General features: G+C 57.0%; 14 protein-coding genes. 9 read left to right on the top strand and 5 right to left on the bottom strand.

What is annotated here, in order from left to right:
- Positions 1 to 44 precede the first annotated feature (44 nt).
- The 4 genes from JNB91_RS01985 to JNB91_RS01970 form a co-directional block, all read right to left on the bottom strand.
- On the bottom strand, positions 45 to 338 hold the full coding sequence (locus tag JNB91_RS01985; RefSeq protein WP_220323826.1) for an FkbM family methyltransferase: 294 nt from the start codon (positions 336 to 338) through the stop codon (positions 45 to 47).
- 370 nt (positions 339 to 708) lie between these two features.
- A complete protein-coding gene (locus JNB91_RS01980; RefSeq protein ID WP_220323825.1) occupies positions 709 to 1374 on the bottom strand; it encodes a glycosyltransferase family 29 protein in 666 nt (221 codons plus the stop codon).
- Positions 1375 to 1394: 20 nt separating this feature from the next.
- Positions 1395 to 2246: a hypothetical protein gene (locus tag JNB91_RS01975; protein WP_220323824.1), complete on the bottom strand. Its 852-nt coding sequence runs from the start codon at positions 2244 to 2246 to the stop codon at positions 1395 to 1397.
- Positions 2247 to 2299: 53 nt separating this feature from the next.
- Positions 2300 to 2767 carry an Lrp/AsnC family transcriptional regulator gene (locus JNB91_RS01970; RefSeq protein WP_220323823.1) on the bottom strand — a complete coding sequence of 156 codons (468 nt, stop codon included), beginning with the start codon at positions 2765 to 2767 and terminating at the stop codon, positions 2300 to 2302.
- Positions 2768 to 3084: 317 nt separating this feature from the next.
- On the opposite strand from JNB91_RS01970, the gene trxB reads away from it, so the two are divergent.
- The 4 genes from trxB (at position 3085) to JNB91_RS01950 (ending at position 6986) form a co-directional block, all read left to right on the top strand.
- Positions 3085 to 4059 carry a thioredoxin-disulfide reductase gene (gene trxB, locus JNB91_RS01965; protein ID WP_220323822.1) on the top strand — a complete coding sequence of 325 codons (975 nt, stop codon included), beginning with the start codon at positions 3085 to 3087 and terminating at the stop codon, positions 4057 to 4059.
- A 2-nt stretch (positions 4060 to 4061) separates the two neighbouring features.
- On the top strand, positions 4062 to 4964 hold the full coding sequence (locus tag JNB91_RS01960; RefSeq protein ID WP_220323821.1) for a LysR family transcriptional regulator VtlR: 903 nt from the start codon (positions 4062 to 4064) through the stop codon (positions 4962 to 4964).
- A 556-nt stretch (positions 4965 to 5520) separates the two neighbouring features.
- Positions 5521 to 5817 (top strand): ArsR/SmtB family transcription factor, encoded by a 297-nt coding sequence (locus tag JNB91_RS01955; protein WP_346269247.1) that lies wholly within the window; start codon positions 5521 to 5523, stop codon positions 5815 to 5817.
- A gap of 47 nt (positions 5818 to 5864) precedes the next feature.
- The gene (locus tag JNB91_RS01950; protein ID WP_220323819.1) at positions 5865 to 6986 is read left to right on the top strand and encodes an alkene reductase; all 1122 of its coding nucleotides are present in this window, start codon (positions 5865 to 5867) and stop codon (positions 6984 to 6986) included.
- Positions 6987 to 7065: 79 nt separating this feature from the next.
- Here JNB91_RS01950 and JNB91_RS01945 read toward each other — a convergent pair whose 3' ends face one another.
- Positions 7066 to 7335, bottom strand: a complete 270-nt coding sequence (locus JNB91_RS01945; RefSeq protein ID WP_220323818.1) for a DUF2188 domain-containing protein — start codon at positions 7333 to 7335, stop codon at positions 7066 to 7068.
- Between the two features lie 224 nt (positions 7336 to 7559).
- Here JNB91_RS01945 and JNB91_RS01940 point away from each other — a divergent pair, with 224 nt between their 5' ends.
- The 5 genes from JNB91_RS01940 (at position 7560) to JNB91_RS01920 (ending at position 14363) form a co-directional block, all read left to right on the top strand.
- A complete protein-coding gene (locus JNB91_RS01940) occupies positions 7560 to 8711 on the top strand; it encodes a calcium:cation antiporter (RefSeq protein WP_220323817.1) in 1152 nt (383 codons plus the stop codon).
- Positions 8712 to 8877: 166 nt separating this feature from the next.
- On the top strand, positions 8878 to 10107 hold the full coding sequence (locus tag JNB91_RS01935) for a PQQ-dependent sugar dehydrogenase (RefSeq protein ID WP_220323816.1): 1230 nt from the start codon (positions 8878 to 8880) through the stop codon (positions 10105 to 10107).
- 167 nt (positions 10108 to 10274) lie between these two features.
- Positions 10275 to 10835: an RNA polymerase sigma factor gene (locus JNB91_RS01930; protein ID WP_220323815.1), complete on the top strand. Its 561-nt coding sequence runs from the start codon at positions 10275 to 10277 to the stop codon at positions 10833 to 10835.
- 2 nt (positions 10836 to 10837) lie between these two features.
- Entirely contained in the window at positions 10838 to 11791 is a 954-nt protein-coding gene (locus JNB91_RS01925) for a FecR family protein (RefSeq protein ID WP_220323814.1), read from the top strand.
- A gap of 109 nt (positions 11792 to 11900) precedes the next feature.
- The gene (locus JNB91_RS01920; protein WP_223218007.1) at positions 11901 to 14363 is read left to right on the top strand and encodes a TonB-dependent receptor; all 2463 of its coding nucleotides are present in this window, start codon (positions 11901 to 11903) and stop codon (positions 14361 to 14363) included.
- The last annotated feature ends 32 nt before the right edge of the window (positions 14364 to 14395 follow it).

The raw sequence follows: 14395 nt of genomic DNA, 5'->3' as shown, positions 1-14395 counted from the left end.
CGGTTCAGACCGGCGGACGAAACAAACAGTCGATCTGCTTGGCGTCATTTTTTTTCGACCAATTCATAGCCAACCTTTTTGAGGAACTTCTCTGCTTTTGTTCCTCCAAGAAGCTTTTCGAGATTGGTCTGCTTGTTCTCGATAAGTATCCAGGGCTTACTGCGACGGACGGTCTCTGTCGCACCGACCAGTGCACGATGCCCATAGCTTTCCAGATCAAGCTTCAGGAAGGAGCAGTCACCAAGGTTTAGACTGTCGATGGCGACGCATTCGATTTCCCCCTTGCCTACGACTCGTCCGGTGACCGTCCGAGCACCTTCTTTGGTACCGATAGACACGAACTCATGCTGATCGGACAAGCCTTTGGGATAAGCGATCGCAACATCGCCCCCCGAATTCCTCGACGTTGCGCGCCAGGCAAGCAAAGATATCAGGGTTGGGCTCGAAGCTATGTACAGCTTTGAAAGATTGCGCCATCTTTTTGGTCCAAGAGCCAATATTTGCGCCGCCGTCTACGGCCACCATCCGGCCCGGAACGAATTCCAGCGCGCGCTCTAGATGAGCAATCTGGATCCCGGCTCTCTGCTCGAAACCGCGACGGCTCTTCTCCTAGGTGCTGCGTCGATATCCGGCACCCAAAATTCGCCAATCTTCTGCATGTTTTCCTTCGGACAAGGCGCCTGGGCAATTTGCCTGCTAGCTTAACCATCAGTTCAGAAGGAATCTCGTATCCCTGACGATGAGAGACCGAACGAATTCTTCCTCGGCACCGCCATCATGAGGTATCATGGTCTTAGCCTGTACATTTGAAATCGATGCTGTCTTGAAGAAATCGAAACCAAATAGAAGCACAGAACGGCAGGACGATGCGCTGAGCAAATCGATGACCATCAAACCTGTTGTGGGGCGTACAACTTCGCGAGACAATTTCTGATGACGTTCCTTGGGATAGAGAAAGAAACCTTGGGAACGAACAATCCAATTTTGCAAAGCGTAACGCGGAGGAGACATCCACAGGATATGGCTCGCTCCCTTTTCCACCATTATACCTTCATCGAGTTCGGTGCTTGTCGCAATGAAATCGGTCCGCGTACCATGGGAAACTCCGCTGGGCATCGGCGCACGGTTACAACGAATAACCACATCGCACGCATCGATCATGTGTCCGTAAGATTTCTCGGACAAACTCAGAGCATTGCCCACAAGTGCGACCGATTTTCCGTCTAACAGCGCAAAGAGTTGCGTTTCGTCCACCGGAGAACGATACGTTATACCGAACAACCGCCGTATCCGGCCAACCATCCTTCCGCTTTTTTTGGCGATTTTGCTTTTCACATAACCGCAGATTTCGTTCCAGGAGCTTTTACCGTCCATAGCCGTCTTCTTAATAGCGCTCAGCGTAATGCAGATCCATCTGTTACCAGAGCGTAGACCAAGCGGGCGAACACCATATTCTTGGGCCGCAGATATTTGCGGAAATAAGGTATAGCCTGAACGGGTCGGCTATCCATGGACCTCTGCTCCTCAGATGTCATTTCGTGGAACGAGTATTTTCCACGGTGAAAGAGAAATTTCGCCGGCCTCTTTCTGCCGTTTCTAAAGGTAACCGGAAACGGGACATGGGTTATAACCGGCGAATATGGGAAAAGCCGAACGTAGCCCATTTCGGCGAGCGCCCGTTTGTTTTCCCCTTCGCTCGCGCGGAACGTCCAAGCCAGAGATTTCAAAATCGATAGACGCAATATGCCCACATCGGCATAAGAGCGCCGCAGATCGCCTTCAGCAAATTGGTAGGCCTTCAACTTGTCGAGGATTTCGTATTGTTCGCTTCTGCGCAGAAAACGTGGATCGACTTGCAATACATTTTCACTCGCCTCGAACAACGAGGTGTACTGTTGACAAATGCCCTCATTCATCGGCCGAACGAATTGCATGTCGTCTTGGACAAGAAAGATATATTCATATCCTTCTCTAATCGCCAGATCGCACATAGCCTGGATATTCTCGTAGAGATTGCCGTGCTTTTTCCCTTCTTTCTTTCCTTGCGAAAGGGAAAAAAAGCGGAAGGCGCCTTTATGGCGTTCGAGAACCGATTGTGTTTCGGGATCTTCGCTCTGATCATCGATGATCGCCAGATCGAAGCCTTCACACATTTTCTGCGTCGATTGTATGCACCGCTCGAGCGAGGCGCCCATATTATACGAGAATATACAAATCAGAGTGTTCTTGGGCGTCAGCATTTCCATACCCGCGGACTTTGAACCGCATATCTTTGCGTGATTAGAGAGGCGATGCCGTCTTAAACTTCAACCAGTCCCAGCTGCTTCACCTGCCGGATCGTCAGCATGGTCCTCACGGTATCGACATGCTCATCGGCGGTCAGAACCTCGATGACGAAGTCCTGGAACTGCGTCAGGTTTTCGGCCGAACAGCGCAGTAGGAAGTCGCTGTCTCCGTTGACCATCCAGGCCTCTCGTACCAGCGGCCATTGCTGGACGGTCGATGCGAATCCCTTGAGGTCGGCATCCGACTGGCGCTTCAGGCCCACCATGCAAAAGGCGGTAAGATCATAACCGAGCTTCTGGCCGTTTAGGAGCGCATGATAGCCCTCGATGATACCAGCTTCTTCCAGTTTGCGCACACGCCGCAGACAGGGTGGCGCGGAAATACCGACGCGTTCGGCGAGCTCGACATTGGTCATGCGCCCGTCCTGCTGGAGCTCCTTCAGAATCTTTATATCGATGGCATCGAGATCGGCGCGGAGCACGGTATTCCCCTTTGAATGGGATGGCTTTTAATCGAAACAGCGTTTAACGCAAGGCGTAAGCAAATACAGCCCCGCGGAACCGCGCACCAGAGGCTGCCCACAAGGTTCGCGGGGATATTTTTGGGGTCGCACGATCATCTGCAGGCTAATTCCAGCTTTAAGGTCATCCGTTCGCGACCAACTGTCCTGTTGTTAATGCAAGCCTGCCCTTGCACTGACGCATGGATCGACATTAGATGACAGTCAAAAAGCGGCAGAGCGAAAACGCCCTTCCTATATGGGGTGTCGTTCCGATCCGCACTCGAAAGGAAATATACATGTCCGCTCGTCACACGGAAGTGTTGATCATCGGTTCAGGCCCTGCCGGATACACCGCCGCCATCTACGCCGCCCGCGCCATGCTGAAGCCGGTTCTGATCGCCGGCATGGAACAGGGTGGCCAGTTGATGATCACCACCGATGTCGAGAATTATCCGGGCTTCGGCGATCCGATCCAGGGTCCGTGGCTGATGGAACAGATGCTCAAGCAGGCGACCCATGTAGGCGCAGAGATTGTCAACGACCTCGTCACCGAAGTCGACACGAACGCCCGCCCCTTCACCATCAAGACGGATTCCGGCACGGTCTGGACTGCCGACACGATCATCATCTCAACCGGCGCCAAGGCAAAATGGCTCGGCATCGAAAGCGAACAGCATTTCCAGGGGTTTGGTGTATCGGCCTGCGCCACCTGCGACGGCTTCTTCTATCGCAACAAGGACGTGATCGTCGTTGGCGGCGGAAACTCGGCTGTCGAGGAAGCGCTGTATCTGTCCAATATCGCCAAGTCGGTCACCGTCGTGCATCGCCGTGATGAGTTCCGCTCGGAAAAAATCCTGCGTGAACGGCTCTTCCAGCGCCCGAATGTCAAAGTCCTCTGGAACACCGAGATCCACGAGATCACCGGCAAGCCGGCAAAGCCGCCGCTTCCGCCATCCGTGGAAGGCGTCAAGCTGCGCAACACGCTGACCGGCGCGATCACCGAACAGCCGATCGACGGCGTGTTTGTTGCAATCGGCCATGCTCCGGCGACGGAACTGTTCAAGGACAAGCTCAAGATGAAGGCCGGCGGCTACCTCTGGACCGCGCCCGATTCGACTGCGACTGACGTTCCCGGCATCTTTGCCGCCGGTGACGTGACCGATGACACCTTCCGGCAGGCAATCACCGCTGCCGGAATGGGCTGCATGGCCGCTCTTGAGGCCGAGCGTTACCTGGCAGGCATCCAGCCGGCCGCAATCGCCGCGGAGTAAGCATGGGCGTTCCTTTAGACTGGGATAAATTGCGCATTTTTCATGCGGCAGCCGAAGCCGGTTCATTCACACATGCCGCCGACAAGCTGCATTTGTCCCAGTCGGCGATCAGCCGCCAGGTTAGCGCTCTTGAACAGGATGTGGGCGTAAAACTGTTCCATCGCCACGCCCGCGGCCTGATCCTGACAGAACAGGGCGAACTGCTCTATCGCACCGCCCACGATGTTTTGCTGAAACTGGAAACCGTAAAGGTCCAACTGACCGAGACCACGGATAAGCCATCCGGCAAGCTGCGCGTGACCACCACGGTCGGCTTGGGCCAGGGGTGGCTCACCGACAAGGTGCAGGAATTCCTGCAGCTTTATCCGGAAATGTCGATCCAGCTCATCCTCGACAACGAGGAAGTCGACGTCAACATGCGTCACGCAGACTGCGCCATCCGGCTTCGCCAGCCTCAACAATCGGACCTTATCCAGCGCAAACTCTTCACCGTGCATATGCACGTTTATGCGGCACCGTCCTACATCAATCGCTTCGGCGAACCCCAGACGATCGAAGATCTCGATAATCATCGCATCATCACCTTTGGGGAGCCTGCACCCAATTGGCTCATGGACGTCAACTGGCTGGAATCCGCCGGCCGCTCCTCCGATAACACGCGCACGCCTCACCTGCAGATCAACAGCCAGACGTCGATCAAACGCGCCTGCCTGCTCGGCATCGGCATAGCCGTTATGCCCGATTATATCGTAGGGCGCGATCCTGGCCTGATTCAGCTGGCGATCAACGCAGATATCCCGACCTTCGACACCTACTTCTGCTATCCGGACGAAATGAAGAACGCTGCGAAGCTGAAAGTCTTCCGCGATTTTATCGTCTCGAAAGCTAGAAACTGGAACTTCTGAAGCTCATTACACCAGCTGATTTCGGTGAAATTCACCCCTATCCTTGCATTTATGCAGGTTTTATGACGCATCCATGCGCCTATCGCATAGCAGTGTTGCACAAAATCTGATTGCTTAATGCACAAAAAACCACCATATCGCACTCAGCTGATGCACATGGTGGCTTTCCTCCCAGTTCCACCGCAGCAGCTGTTCCCCTCTGGAGGTTCATTTTTGACCTTCACACTTCAAAGGGCCCTGGAGTAATCCGGTGGCCCTCTTTTTTTGCCTTCTGCCCGTATCATAGGCAGCGCTGCGCCAATCTGCTGCAGCCTTAAACACGCTTTCGCGTTCAATATCTTCACCAAGCCCCTTGTAGACGGCAGCATGAAGACACATATTGAGATCAGTCGATGGCCTGATGGTTTCCCGCCATCCGCCTCGGCTGTTCCCCTCTGGAGGTTGTTTGACCTTCACACTTGACGGGCCGCGGAGAAATCCGTTGGCCCGATTTTTTTGCCTCTTTAAATCGGAAAAATCCGATATACATATCGAACGGAGGCGATATTCGATGACGATAGACAAGACGGAAATTCTGAAAGCGCTGGCGCATCCGGTAAGGGTGTCTTTCCTGGAATGGATGCGAGAACCCGAGCAGCACTTTTGCGATCAGGCGCACCCGCTGGAAATGGGCATCTGCGCCAACCAGTTCGAAAAGAAATGCGGACTGTCCCAATCGACAGTCTCGGCCCATCTGGCAACCCTCGAAAAGGCCGGATTGATCAAGACAAACCGTGTCGGCCAATGGGCATTCTATCGTCGCGACGAAGATAATATCGCGTCCTTCCTGAATGATCTGAAATCCACTCTCTGACCCAGACCTCCTCCCCTTCCCCAGCCAAAGGCAAAAGGACTTCCACAATGACGACACTCTTCGACCCGGTGAAGTTTGGTGACATCGAATTGGCAAACAGGATTGTCATGGCGCCCCTGACGCGCAACCGCTCGCCCAAGGCGATCCCCAATGATCTCAATGCAGCCTATTACGAACAGCGTGCTTCGGCCGGCCTTCTGATCACCGAAGGCACGCCGGTAACGCAGCAAGGCCAGGGTTATGCCGATGTCCCGGGCCTCTACCTTCCCGAAGCCGTCGCAGGCTGGAAGAAGGTAACGGATGACGTTCACAAGAAGGGCGGCAAGATCGTCACCCAGATCTGGCATGTCGGCCGCGTGTCGCATGTCTCGTTGCAGCCGAATGGTGCTGCCCCCGTCGCCCCTTCGGCAATCCCGGCCGGCGGCAAGACCTACATCATCGATGAGAACGGCAATGGCGCTTTCGCCGAAACCTCGGCTCCACGTGCGCTGGAAACGGCCGAAATCGCAGGCATTGTTGCCGACTACGCCAAGGGCGCCCGCGCAGCAATCGACGCCGGCTTCGACGGAGTGGAAATTCATGGCGCAAACGGCTACCTGATCGACCAGTTCCTGAAGGACGGCGCAAACCAGCGTACCGACGAATATGGCGGTTCCATCGAAAACCGCACTCGCTTCGCTCTCGAAGTCGTTGATGCCGTTGCGAGCGAAATCGGCGCAGGTCGTGTCGGTATTCGCCTCTCCCCGGTCACGCCCGCCAACGGCATTTCGGAGAGCCAGCCCCAGGCAGTATTCAACCACCTTGTCGAGAAGCTCGGCTCGCGTGGCCTATCCTTCATCCACGTCATCGAAGGCGCAACCGGTGGAGATCGCAACTTCACCCAGGGCGGCAAGCCGTTCGATTACAAGGAGCTGAAGGACATCTACCGCAAAGCTGGCGGCACGGGCGCGTGGCTGGTCAATAACGGCTATGACAAGGAGACGGCCGAACAGGCTGTTGAGAGCGGTTACGCGGATGCCGTTGCCTTCGGCAAGCTGTTCATCGCCAACGCCGATCTGGTTGCCCGCTTCAAGGCGAATGCGCCGTTGAACGCACCGGATAACACCACCTTCTACGGTGGCGGCGCCAAGGGCTATACCGATTATCCCGTTCTCGACACCGCCGCCTGAAATGATAGGAACTGCCGGGGCCGCATGATGCGGCCCTTGCGCCTAAAGGCAGAATTTTTGCGGCACGTCAGGCTGACATCTACGAACGGGCACCAACTTGCTCGCCGTCGCCGTCCTGCACTTCTGCCTCCGGCCGGTCGCCTCCGTCGCTATGCTCGCTGTGCCAGACGCCCTTGTCGTCCTGCCAGCTTATCTCTTCCGGTTCGCCACCGACTTGCTGTTCCGCCGCCACGATGCGGGCTGCCTGCAGCGCATCCGAGCGGCTCGGAAAAGTCTCGGAGAAAACGTCGCCGAGACGATAGGCCCAACCGCCGTCATGCGGCACGATCTTGTAAACGACCTTGGTCATAGTTCCTCCTTACGCGTGGCCGCATTACAACACACATCGGAAAGTCTCTCCGCTTACGGCACCGTGGTGAAGATGCGAAAGACCGTCGCAGAGTTCCAGGCCACGAAAGAAATAATGGCATTATCGTCCAAATAGCGCAAATGCCCGCCCCCGTGGCAAAGGGCGCTTGATGCCCTGCATCGCAGCGTTAGATCACGTCCATCAACAGGAGCACGGTCGCGATGATGTCACTTTTGAAACAGGAGAGCTTTCTGCTCGTGGCACTCGCGTTCGCGGTCCTGTCCTTCCTGTTCGAGCATACGCTCCTGGAACAGGGACAGTTCGTGTCGATGATCGCAGCCTGTGCCCTGATCGTCGTCATCGTCATGGCATCCACCCGTGTCGCCCATCATGCCGAAATACTGGCCCACAAGGTTGGCGATCCCTATGGCACGATGATCCTCACCCTCTCCGCCGTTGCCGTGGAAGTGCTGATCCTTGCGATCATGATGGGCAGCAGCAGTTCGCCGACGCTGGTGCGCGATACGATCTATTCGGCAGTCATGCTGGATATCAACGGCATCATCGGGCTTGCGGCTCTTCTCGGCGGCCTGAGGCACGGCGAACAACCCTATAACGATGACTCGAGCCGCACTTACAGCGCCATGATCCTGACGGCCATGGGCATATCGATGATCGTCCCGGAATTCATTCCGGAAGCCAAATGGCATTATTATTCCGCCTTCACCATCTTCGCGATGATTGCGCTCTATGCCCTGTTCCTCAAGATGCAGGTCGGCACCCATAGCTATTTCTTCAGCTACAGTTATCGCAGCCAAACCGCCGCTGCGGCCCCAGCCCCAACAGCTTCGGGCACAAGCCCTTCCGCCACAGCGGAAAAGCCACAGTCGAAGCCGCTGGTACAGACGGAAGCGGAACACGAATCTGCCACCGTCTCCATTGCCGTCATTCTCATCGGCGTACTGATCATCGGCTTCCTTGCCGAATTCATGTCCGCCTTCCTCAACGAAGGACTGGAGGGGACCGGCGCTCCACCTGCCCTGATGGCCGTCATCGTCGCGTCGATCTCGGCGGCACCCGAAATTCTGACTGCGCTTCGTGCCGCTTTGAAGAACCGCATGCAATCAGTCGTCAACATCGCCATGGGAGCCTCGCTCTCGACCGTCATCCTGACTGTGCCGGTGATGGAGGCGATCGCGCTTTATACCGGCCAGCCCTTCATCATGGCGATGACACCGGTCCAGACGGTCATGGTGGCGATTACCCTCATCGTCGCGGCGATCAATCTGAATGACGGACAGACCAACGCCATAGAGGGGATGACGCATTTCGTGCTTTTCGCCACCTTCGTCATGCTGACCGTCCTCGGACTATGACAAAAAACAGAACAGTATCAATCTCCTCGAAAGATTTCCGGATTCAATCTCTCAACTGCCCTGCCCCATCGTCCAAAGCCATAAACTAAACTTGATCGACCTGTGTTCGGTTCTTTTGCCTCAGCACCCTATCTGCATTGCGATATCGATTTCGAAGGGAGATAGAATGAAACGCCTAAGCCTCCTGATCGCCTGTTCCGCAATTTCATCCGCACTCATCTCCACTCCCACCTTCGCTCAGGACACGGGCGGGCAACCCGCCGAAACGAAGCGCGCCAACGCCCCAAATCAGAAACCCGTTTTCGAAAATCAGACGCGCGCACCGCAACCGGCATCCATCCCGAAGATCGCCACGGAAGTGATTGCCGAAGATCTGCCGCATATATGGGCGATGGAATTCCTGCCGGACGGTCGCATGCTGGTGACTGCCAAGCAGGGAGCGATGCATATCGTCTCTGAGGAAGGCGATGCCGGCCCGGCAATCACAGGCGTGCCCGAGGTGGCCTTCGGCGGCCAGGGCGGATTGCTCGATGTTGCACTTGCGCCCGACTACGCCACATCCGGCATGATCTTCTTTTCCTTCTCAGAACCCCGCTCCGACGGAAACGGCACATCGGTCGCCTCGGCCAAGCTCGTTCCTGACGATAATGGCGGCGGCCGGCTGGAAAACCTCAGCGTCATCTTCCGCCAGATGCCCACCTATGACGGCAACAAGCATTTCGGCTCACGGCTGGTCTTCGGGCCAAATAACGAACTCTATGTGACTGTCGGCGAGCGGTCGGATCGCCAACCGCGCGTCCAGGCACAGGATCTCGCCAGCGGTCTCGGCAAGGTCTTCCGCATCGATGCTTCAGGCAAAGCGCTGCCCGACAACCCCTTTGTCAGCACCGAAGGCGCCCAGCCCGAAATATGGAGCCTTGGCCATCGCAACATGCAGTCGGCCACGCTTGATGGTCAGGGACGGCTCTGGACTGTCGAGCACGGCCCGCGCGGCGGCGACGAGCTGAACCGCCCGGAGGCGGGCAAGAACTATGGCTGGCCGGAAGTGACCTATGGCGTCGAATATAGCGGCAGCAAGGTCGGCGACGGCATCACGCAAAACGCAGAGACAGAACAGCCGGTCTATTATTGGGATCCGGTGATCGCTCCCTCCGGCATGGCTTTTTATGACAGCGACGCCATCCCCGAATGGAAAGGCGCCTTCCTGGTCGGCGGCCTCGTCAGCCAGGGCATCGTCGTCCTTCACATGGATGGTGACAAGGTCGCTTATGAAGAGCGGGTTCCGCTCGATGCCCGCATCCGTGACGTGAAGGTCGGACCGGACGGCGCCGTCTATGCCGTCACCGAACAACGGGGCGGCGGCGGCTCCACCATTGTCAGGCTCACCAAATCCTGATGCGAACTTCGGCACCGGACGACAGCCTGTTGCCCGGTGCCGACAAAATCGCGGCCATCTCTCGGCCCGCAATAAACATGACAAAATTAATCATATTTGTTGCAATCGTTTTTTCCCTCCTCTAAGAGACAGTCGAACCACCCTTCGGCCCCATATCCGAGACTGTCATGACAGCGCCTTTCAGCGCCTCCCTCGCAAATGAGTATGCTTCTTCGGCCAGCGACAACCCGCTGCTGGATCGGGCTATTCTTGCCTATTATGACGAGCTCTGCGGCAGCGTGCGCCGGCGCGGACATAGCCCTGCAAACGCGCAGGAAATCGTTCACGACATCTACATTCGCCTGCGCCCACGGCATGACGTTCTCGAAAACAAGGCGTCACTGAAGGCCTTCCTGATACGGGCCTGCATCAATCTCGGCATCGACCGTTTTCGCCGGGAACGTTTCGAATCCTGCCTGTTCTCGGGAACGGAGCAGGAAGCGCTGGCCGTCAGTGCGCCGATCGCATCCCCGGATCATGCAATGGATCTGGAACATCGGCTGACCATATTGAAGGCGGCGATCATGGAAATGTCGCTGCAGCGACGGCGCGTCTTCATTGCCAGCCGCGTCGGCAGGCTTTCGGCCGACGAGATTGCCGAACGCATGAAAATCAGCCGCAACATGGTCGACCGCCATTTGCGAAAAGCGTATCTCCATTGCCTGGACCGGCTGGAAGACACGCTCTGAGCATGGAAGACACAAAGGCAAACGACAAGAAACTGCGCGCACAGGCTGTCGACTGGATGCTGCGGCTTCAGGAAGATCCTGAAGATACCGCGCTGCAGGCGCGTTTTCAGCATTGGCTGGCTGAAGATCCGGCAAGAGCTGTCGTTTATGACCGGGCGCGCCGCGCAATGGGCGATGCGAGCCACCTCCTCACCAGCGACCTCGACTTCGCCCAGAACGCGGCCCACAAGCCATTGATGCGACGGCGCAACGTCGCCGCACTCCTGCTGCTGCTTTTGGGCGGTTCCATAGCTTTCACCCTGGCCGACGGCCCCATGCGCCTGCGAGCCGATATCATCACCGCAACGGGCGAGCCGCGAACGATAACGCTGGCGGATGGTTCCACCGTCGAAATGAATGCCGAATCCGCAATCGCCATCCACCTGACGCCGGGCGAGCGACGGATAAAACTGCTGCGTGGAGAAGCCTTTTTCCAGGTTGCGGCGGATGCGACACGCCCCTTCGTCGTGGAGGCAAACAAAGGCACGACAACCGCTCTCGGCACCGCCTTCGACATCAACCTCACAGAGCAGGATACGAAAGTGGTTGTCACGGAGCATGCCGTCATGGTGGCTTCCGAAGATGGCGGTCGCGCGCACCGCCTCTTTGAAGGCCAGCAGATTTCCTACGATCCGGACGGCCGCCTTCACGCGCCGGAGGTGGCGGATATCGAAGCGGCAACGGCCTGGCGGCAGGGCCGCATCATCTTCGAAGACAGACCGCTATCGTCGGTGGTGGAACAGATCGATCGTTACGTTCCCGGCCGGATCATCATCCCCCAGTCAGATCTCGCCAACAGAAAAATCTCGGGAAGCCTCGATCTCAAGCAACCGGACGCGGCACTGGACGCCTTTGCAAATGCGATCGGCATCAGGATTACCCGCCTCAGTCCGTATCTGACGATACTGCGCCAATAATTTTTTTTCGCCAGCCTGTCCCAAAATCGGGTCTCCGTCCGTCAACCCGGCAGAACCACATTTTAACGGACAGGTCCGGGGGCAAATGACACATTCAGCAAGACCTCGCATGCGCAGACAAACCCAGCTATTTGCCGTTCTGTTAAGCGGCGCCGCATTGTTTTCGACGATCGAAGTCGCTCGCGCCCAGCAGGCCACTACCATTTCGCTCAACGTTCCGGCTGGCACATTGACCAGAGCGCTCAACGCCTTGGCGGGACAAGCCGGGCTGCAGATCGCCTTCGACGCATCGATAACGCAGGGTGTTCCGACACGGGGCGTTTCTGGAGATCTGACGGTAGACGAAGCGCTGTCTCGCCTTCTCGCGGGCACCGGCATCTCATATCGCTATTCCGGCACATCCATGGTCACCCTCAGCAAGGCAAATGGTGCAGACGCCGCATCGGGCGACCAGAGTTCACTGGAACCCATCGTGCTCACCGGCGGCAGTTATTATGGCGGCGGCGACCCGAGCAAGGCCGTGATCGGCAAGGAAACAATGGCGAGAATGCAGGCGGCAAGCATTCCCGAACTTGTCAACTACACGCCGGGCGTCTCCATGGGTGGCGGCGTGCGGTTGCAGGGCCAGACCATTGCCATTCGCGGCTTCGCCCGCCAGTCCGATACCCGCATCCTGCTCGACGGCGCTCCGAAGAATTTCGAGAAATACGACCAGGGCACCATTTTCGTCGAGCCGGAATTGCTCAAACGCGTCGAGATCGAGAAGGGCGCGACATCGGTGCGTTATGGCAATGGCGGCTTCGGCGGCACCATTCGCATGGACAGCAAGGATGCCGCCGACATGCTGAAGCCCGGCCAGACCTGGGGTTTTTACGGCAAGACGTCCTATCAGACGGCCAACAAGCAATTCCTCGAAACCGGCGCGCTCTACGGCCGCTCGGATTTCGGAACACCGGTCACCTATGACGGCCTCCTCTCGCTGACATGGCGCAAAAGCGACGACATGCGCATCGGCGGCGGCGAGATCTTTCAAGCTTCGGACGAGAAGCTGACATCCGGCATGGGCAAGTTCGGCGCGGAGTTTGATGGCCACGAGATCAAGGCCTCGGTACTTTACGGAGAGAGCAACAACTGGGGACCGGTCGCAGCGATCCGCGGACAGGTCGACCCCATTGCCAGTGACATCACCAAATACGGCTACAGGGAAGCGTTGCGACGCCGGTTGGCATGGCGCGAACTGAAGGATCTGACCACCACATTTGATTACAAATACGACGGGGACAGCGACCTTTGGAATCCGCATCTCATGGTGAGCTATTCCTCGACGAGCCAGCATGCGACCCGGCCCGGCGATCAAAAACCAGCGGCATCCGTAGGCGGCTTGGAGAATGAGGCAGCCTATTCCGACATCCACGTCGAATTGGAAAACACCTCGGATTTCGATCTTGGCGGCTTTGGCCATTCGCTGAACTATGGCCTGCAATACAACGCGCACAAGCGCGATATCTCCATGTTCGACATCGCCAATGTTGCGAAGCCTGAATACAACTACGGCCACTACGCCCCCAATTACATGCCGGAAGGCACGCAGGACACCGTATCGGCCTTCGTCCGCGACACGATCAGCCTGACAGACAGCCTGACGCTGACACCGGGGCTGCGCTTCGACTGGATCCGCTCCGAAGGTGTGCCGAACGCAGCACCACGCTACAACAATCCGGCACTCGGCCACGATTACTCGGCAGTCGATCATTCCGGCTTCACACCGGCCGTAAGCCTCGCCTGGGCGGCAACATCCAACATTCGCCTGTTTGCTGATTGGGCTTACGCCATGCGCGCGCCCAATATCGACGAACTCTATTCCACTCAAGGCACAGATACAGCACCGGCCACCAGTCGCGAACTTGATATCGAACGCAACAACACGATCAATCTCGGCGCCGATTTCATTTTCGATGACGTACTGACGTCCGGCGACACCTGGTCCACACGCGTCGCAGTCTTCAACAACCACGTCACCAATCCGGTAGCGCGGCGCTTTGGCGGCAGGAACCTGTCAGGCTTGGGCGCAAGTGGCGTGGATTGGTACTGGAATGTTCCCGCCTATTATACGTCCGGCCTCGAAATCCAGACGCATTACGAGAACGACCGGATGTTTGCCGATCTCGGCTTCTCGATGATGACAGGCACGCGACATGGCGCGGTAAACGACATTCGTGGACCGAAGAGCTACATCAACGATCTGGCACCGACCACGGCCAATGTGATGCTCGGGGCAAAGATACCCGATTGGGATCTGTCCTTCGGCTGGAAGGGTACCTTCGTCAAGGCACAGGACAAGACACCATACCGGCAGTATCTGGGTTCGACCTATGCACGACCGGAAAGCCCGGGCTATGCCGTGCACGGCATTTTCCTCGACTGGACGCCCAAGGAAGGCTTCATGAAGGATACCGAGTTGCACGCAGGCATCGACAATATCTTCGACAAGAAATACGAGCCTTATCTCAGCGATGGCATTGCCGCCATGCCGGGCCGCAATTTCAAGATCTCGCTGAGCCGCCGCTTCTGAACCATCCACAAGTCAAACAAAAGAGCCCGCCG

Origin of the sequence: Aliirhizobium wenxiniae, from assembly GCF_019511445.1 — a bacterium.
Classification (GTDB): Bacteria; Pseudomonadota; Alphaproteobacteria; order Rhizobiales; family Rhizobiaceae; genus Neorhizobium; species Neorhizobium wenxiniae_A.
The sequence above is the reverse complement of the archived record's forward strand: the minus strand, read 5'-3'. Positions and strand labels throughout refer to the sequence as shown.

Excerpts from the sequence above, each read along its gene's own strand:
- JNB91_RS01980 (WP_220323825.1), bottom strand. The coding sequence starts at position 1,374 with ATGGACGGTAAAAGCTCCTGGAACGAAATCTGCGGTTATGTGAAAAGC.
- JNB91_RS01975 (WP_220323824.1), bottom strand. The coding sequence starts at position 2,246 with ATGGAAATGCTGACGCCCAAGAACACTCTGATTTGTATATTCTCGTAT.
- trxB (WP_220323822.1), top strand. The coding sequence starts at position 3,085 with ATGTCCGCTCGTCACACGGAAGTGTTGATCATCGGTTCAGGCCCTGCC.
- JNB91_RS01960 (WP_220323821.1), top strand. The coding sequence starts at position 4,062 with ATGGGCGTTCCTTTAGACTGGGATAAATTGCGCATTTTTCATGCGGCA.
- JNB91_RS01950 (WP_220323819.1), top strand. The coding sequence starts at position 5,865 with ATGACGACACTCTTCGACCCGGTGAAGTTTGGTGACATCGAATTGGCA.
- JNB91_RS01945 (WP_220323818.1), bottom strand. The coding sequence starts at position 7,335 with ATGACCAAGGTCGTTTACAAGATCGTGCCGCATGACGGCGGTTGGGCC.
- JNB91_RS01940 (WP_220323817.1), top strand. The coding sequence starts at position 7,560 with ATGTCACTTTTGAAACAGGAGAGCTTTCTGCTCGTGGCACTCGCGTTC.
- JNB91_RS01935 (WP_220323816.1), top strand. The coding sequence starts at position 8,878 with ATGAAACGCCTAAGCCTCCTGATCGCCTGTTCCGCAATTTCATCCGCA.
- JNB91_RS01930 (WP_220323815.1), top strand. The coding sequence starts at position 10,275 with ATGACAGCGCCTTTCAGCGCCTCCCTCGCAAATGAGTATGCTTCTTCG.
- JNB91_RS01925 (WP_220323814.1), top strand. The coding sequence starts at position 10,838 with ATGGAAGACACAAAGGCAAACGACAAGAAACTGCGCGCACAGGCTGTC.
- JNB91_RS01920 (WP_223218007.1), top strand. The coding sequence starts at position 11,901 with ATGCGCAGACAAACCCAGCTATTTGCCGTTCTGTTAAGCGGCGCCGCA.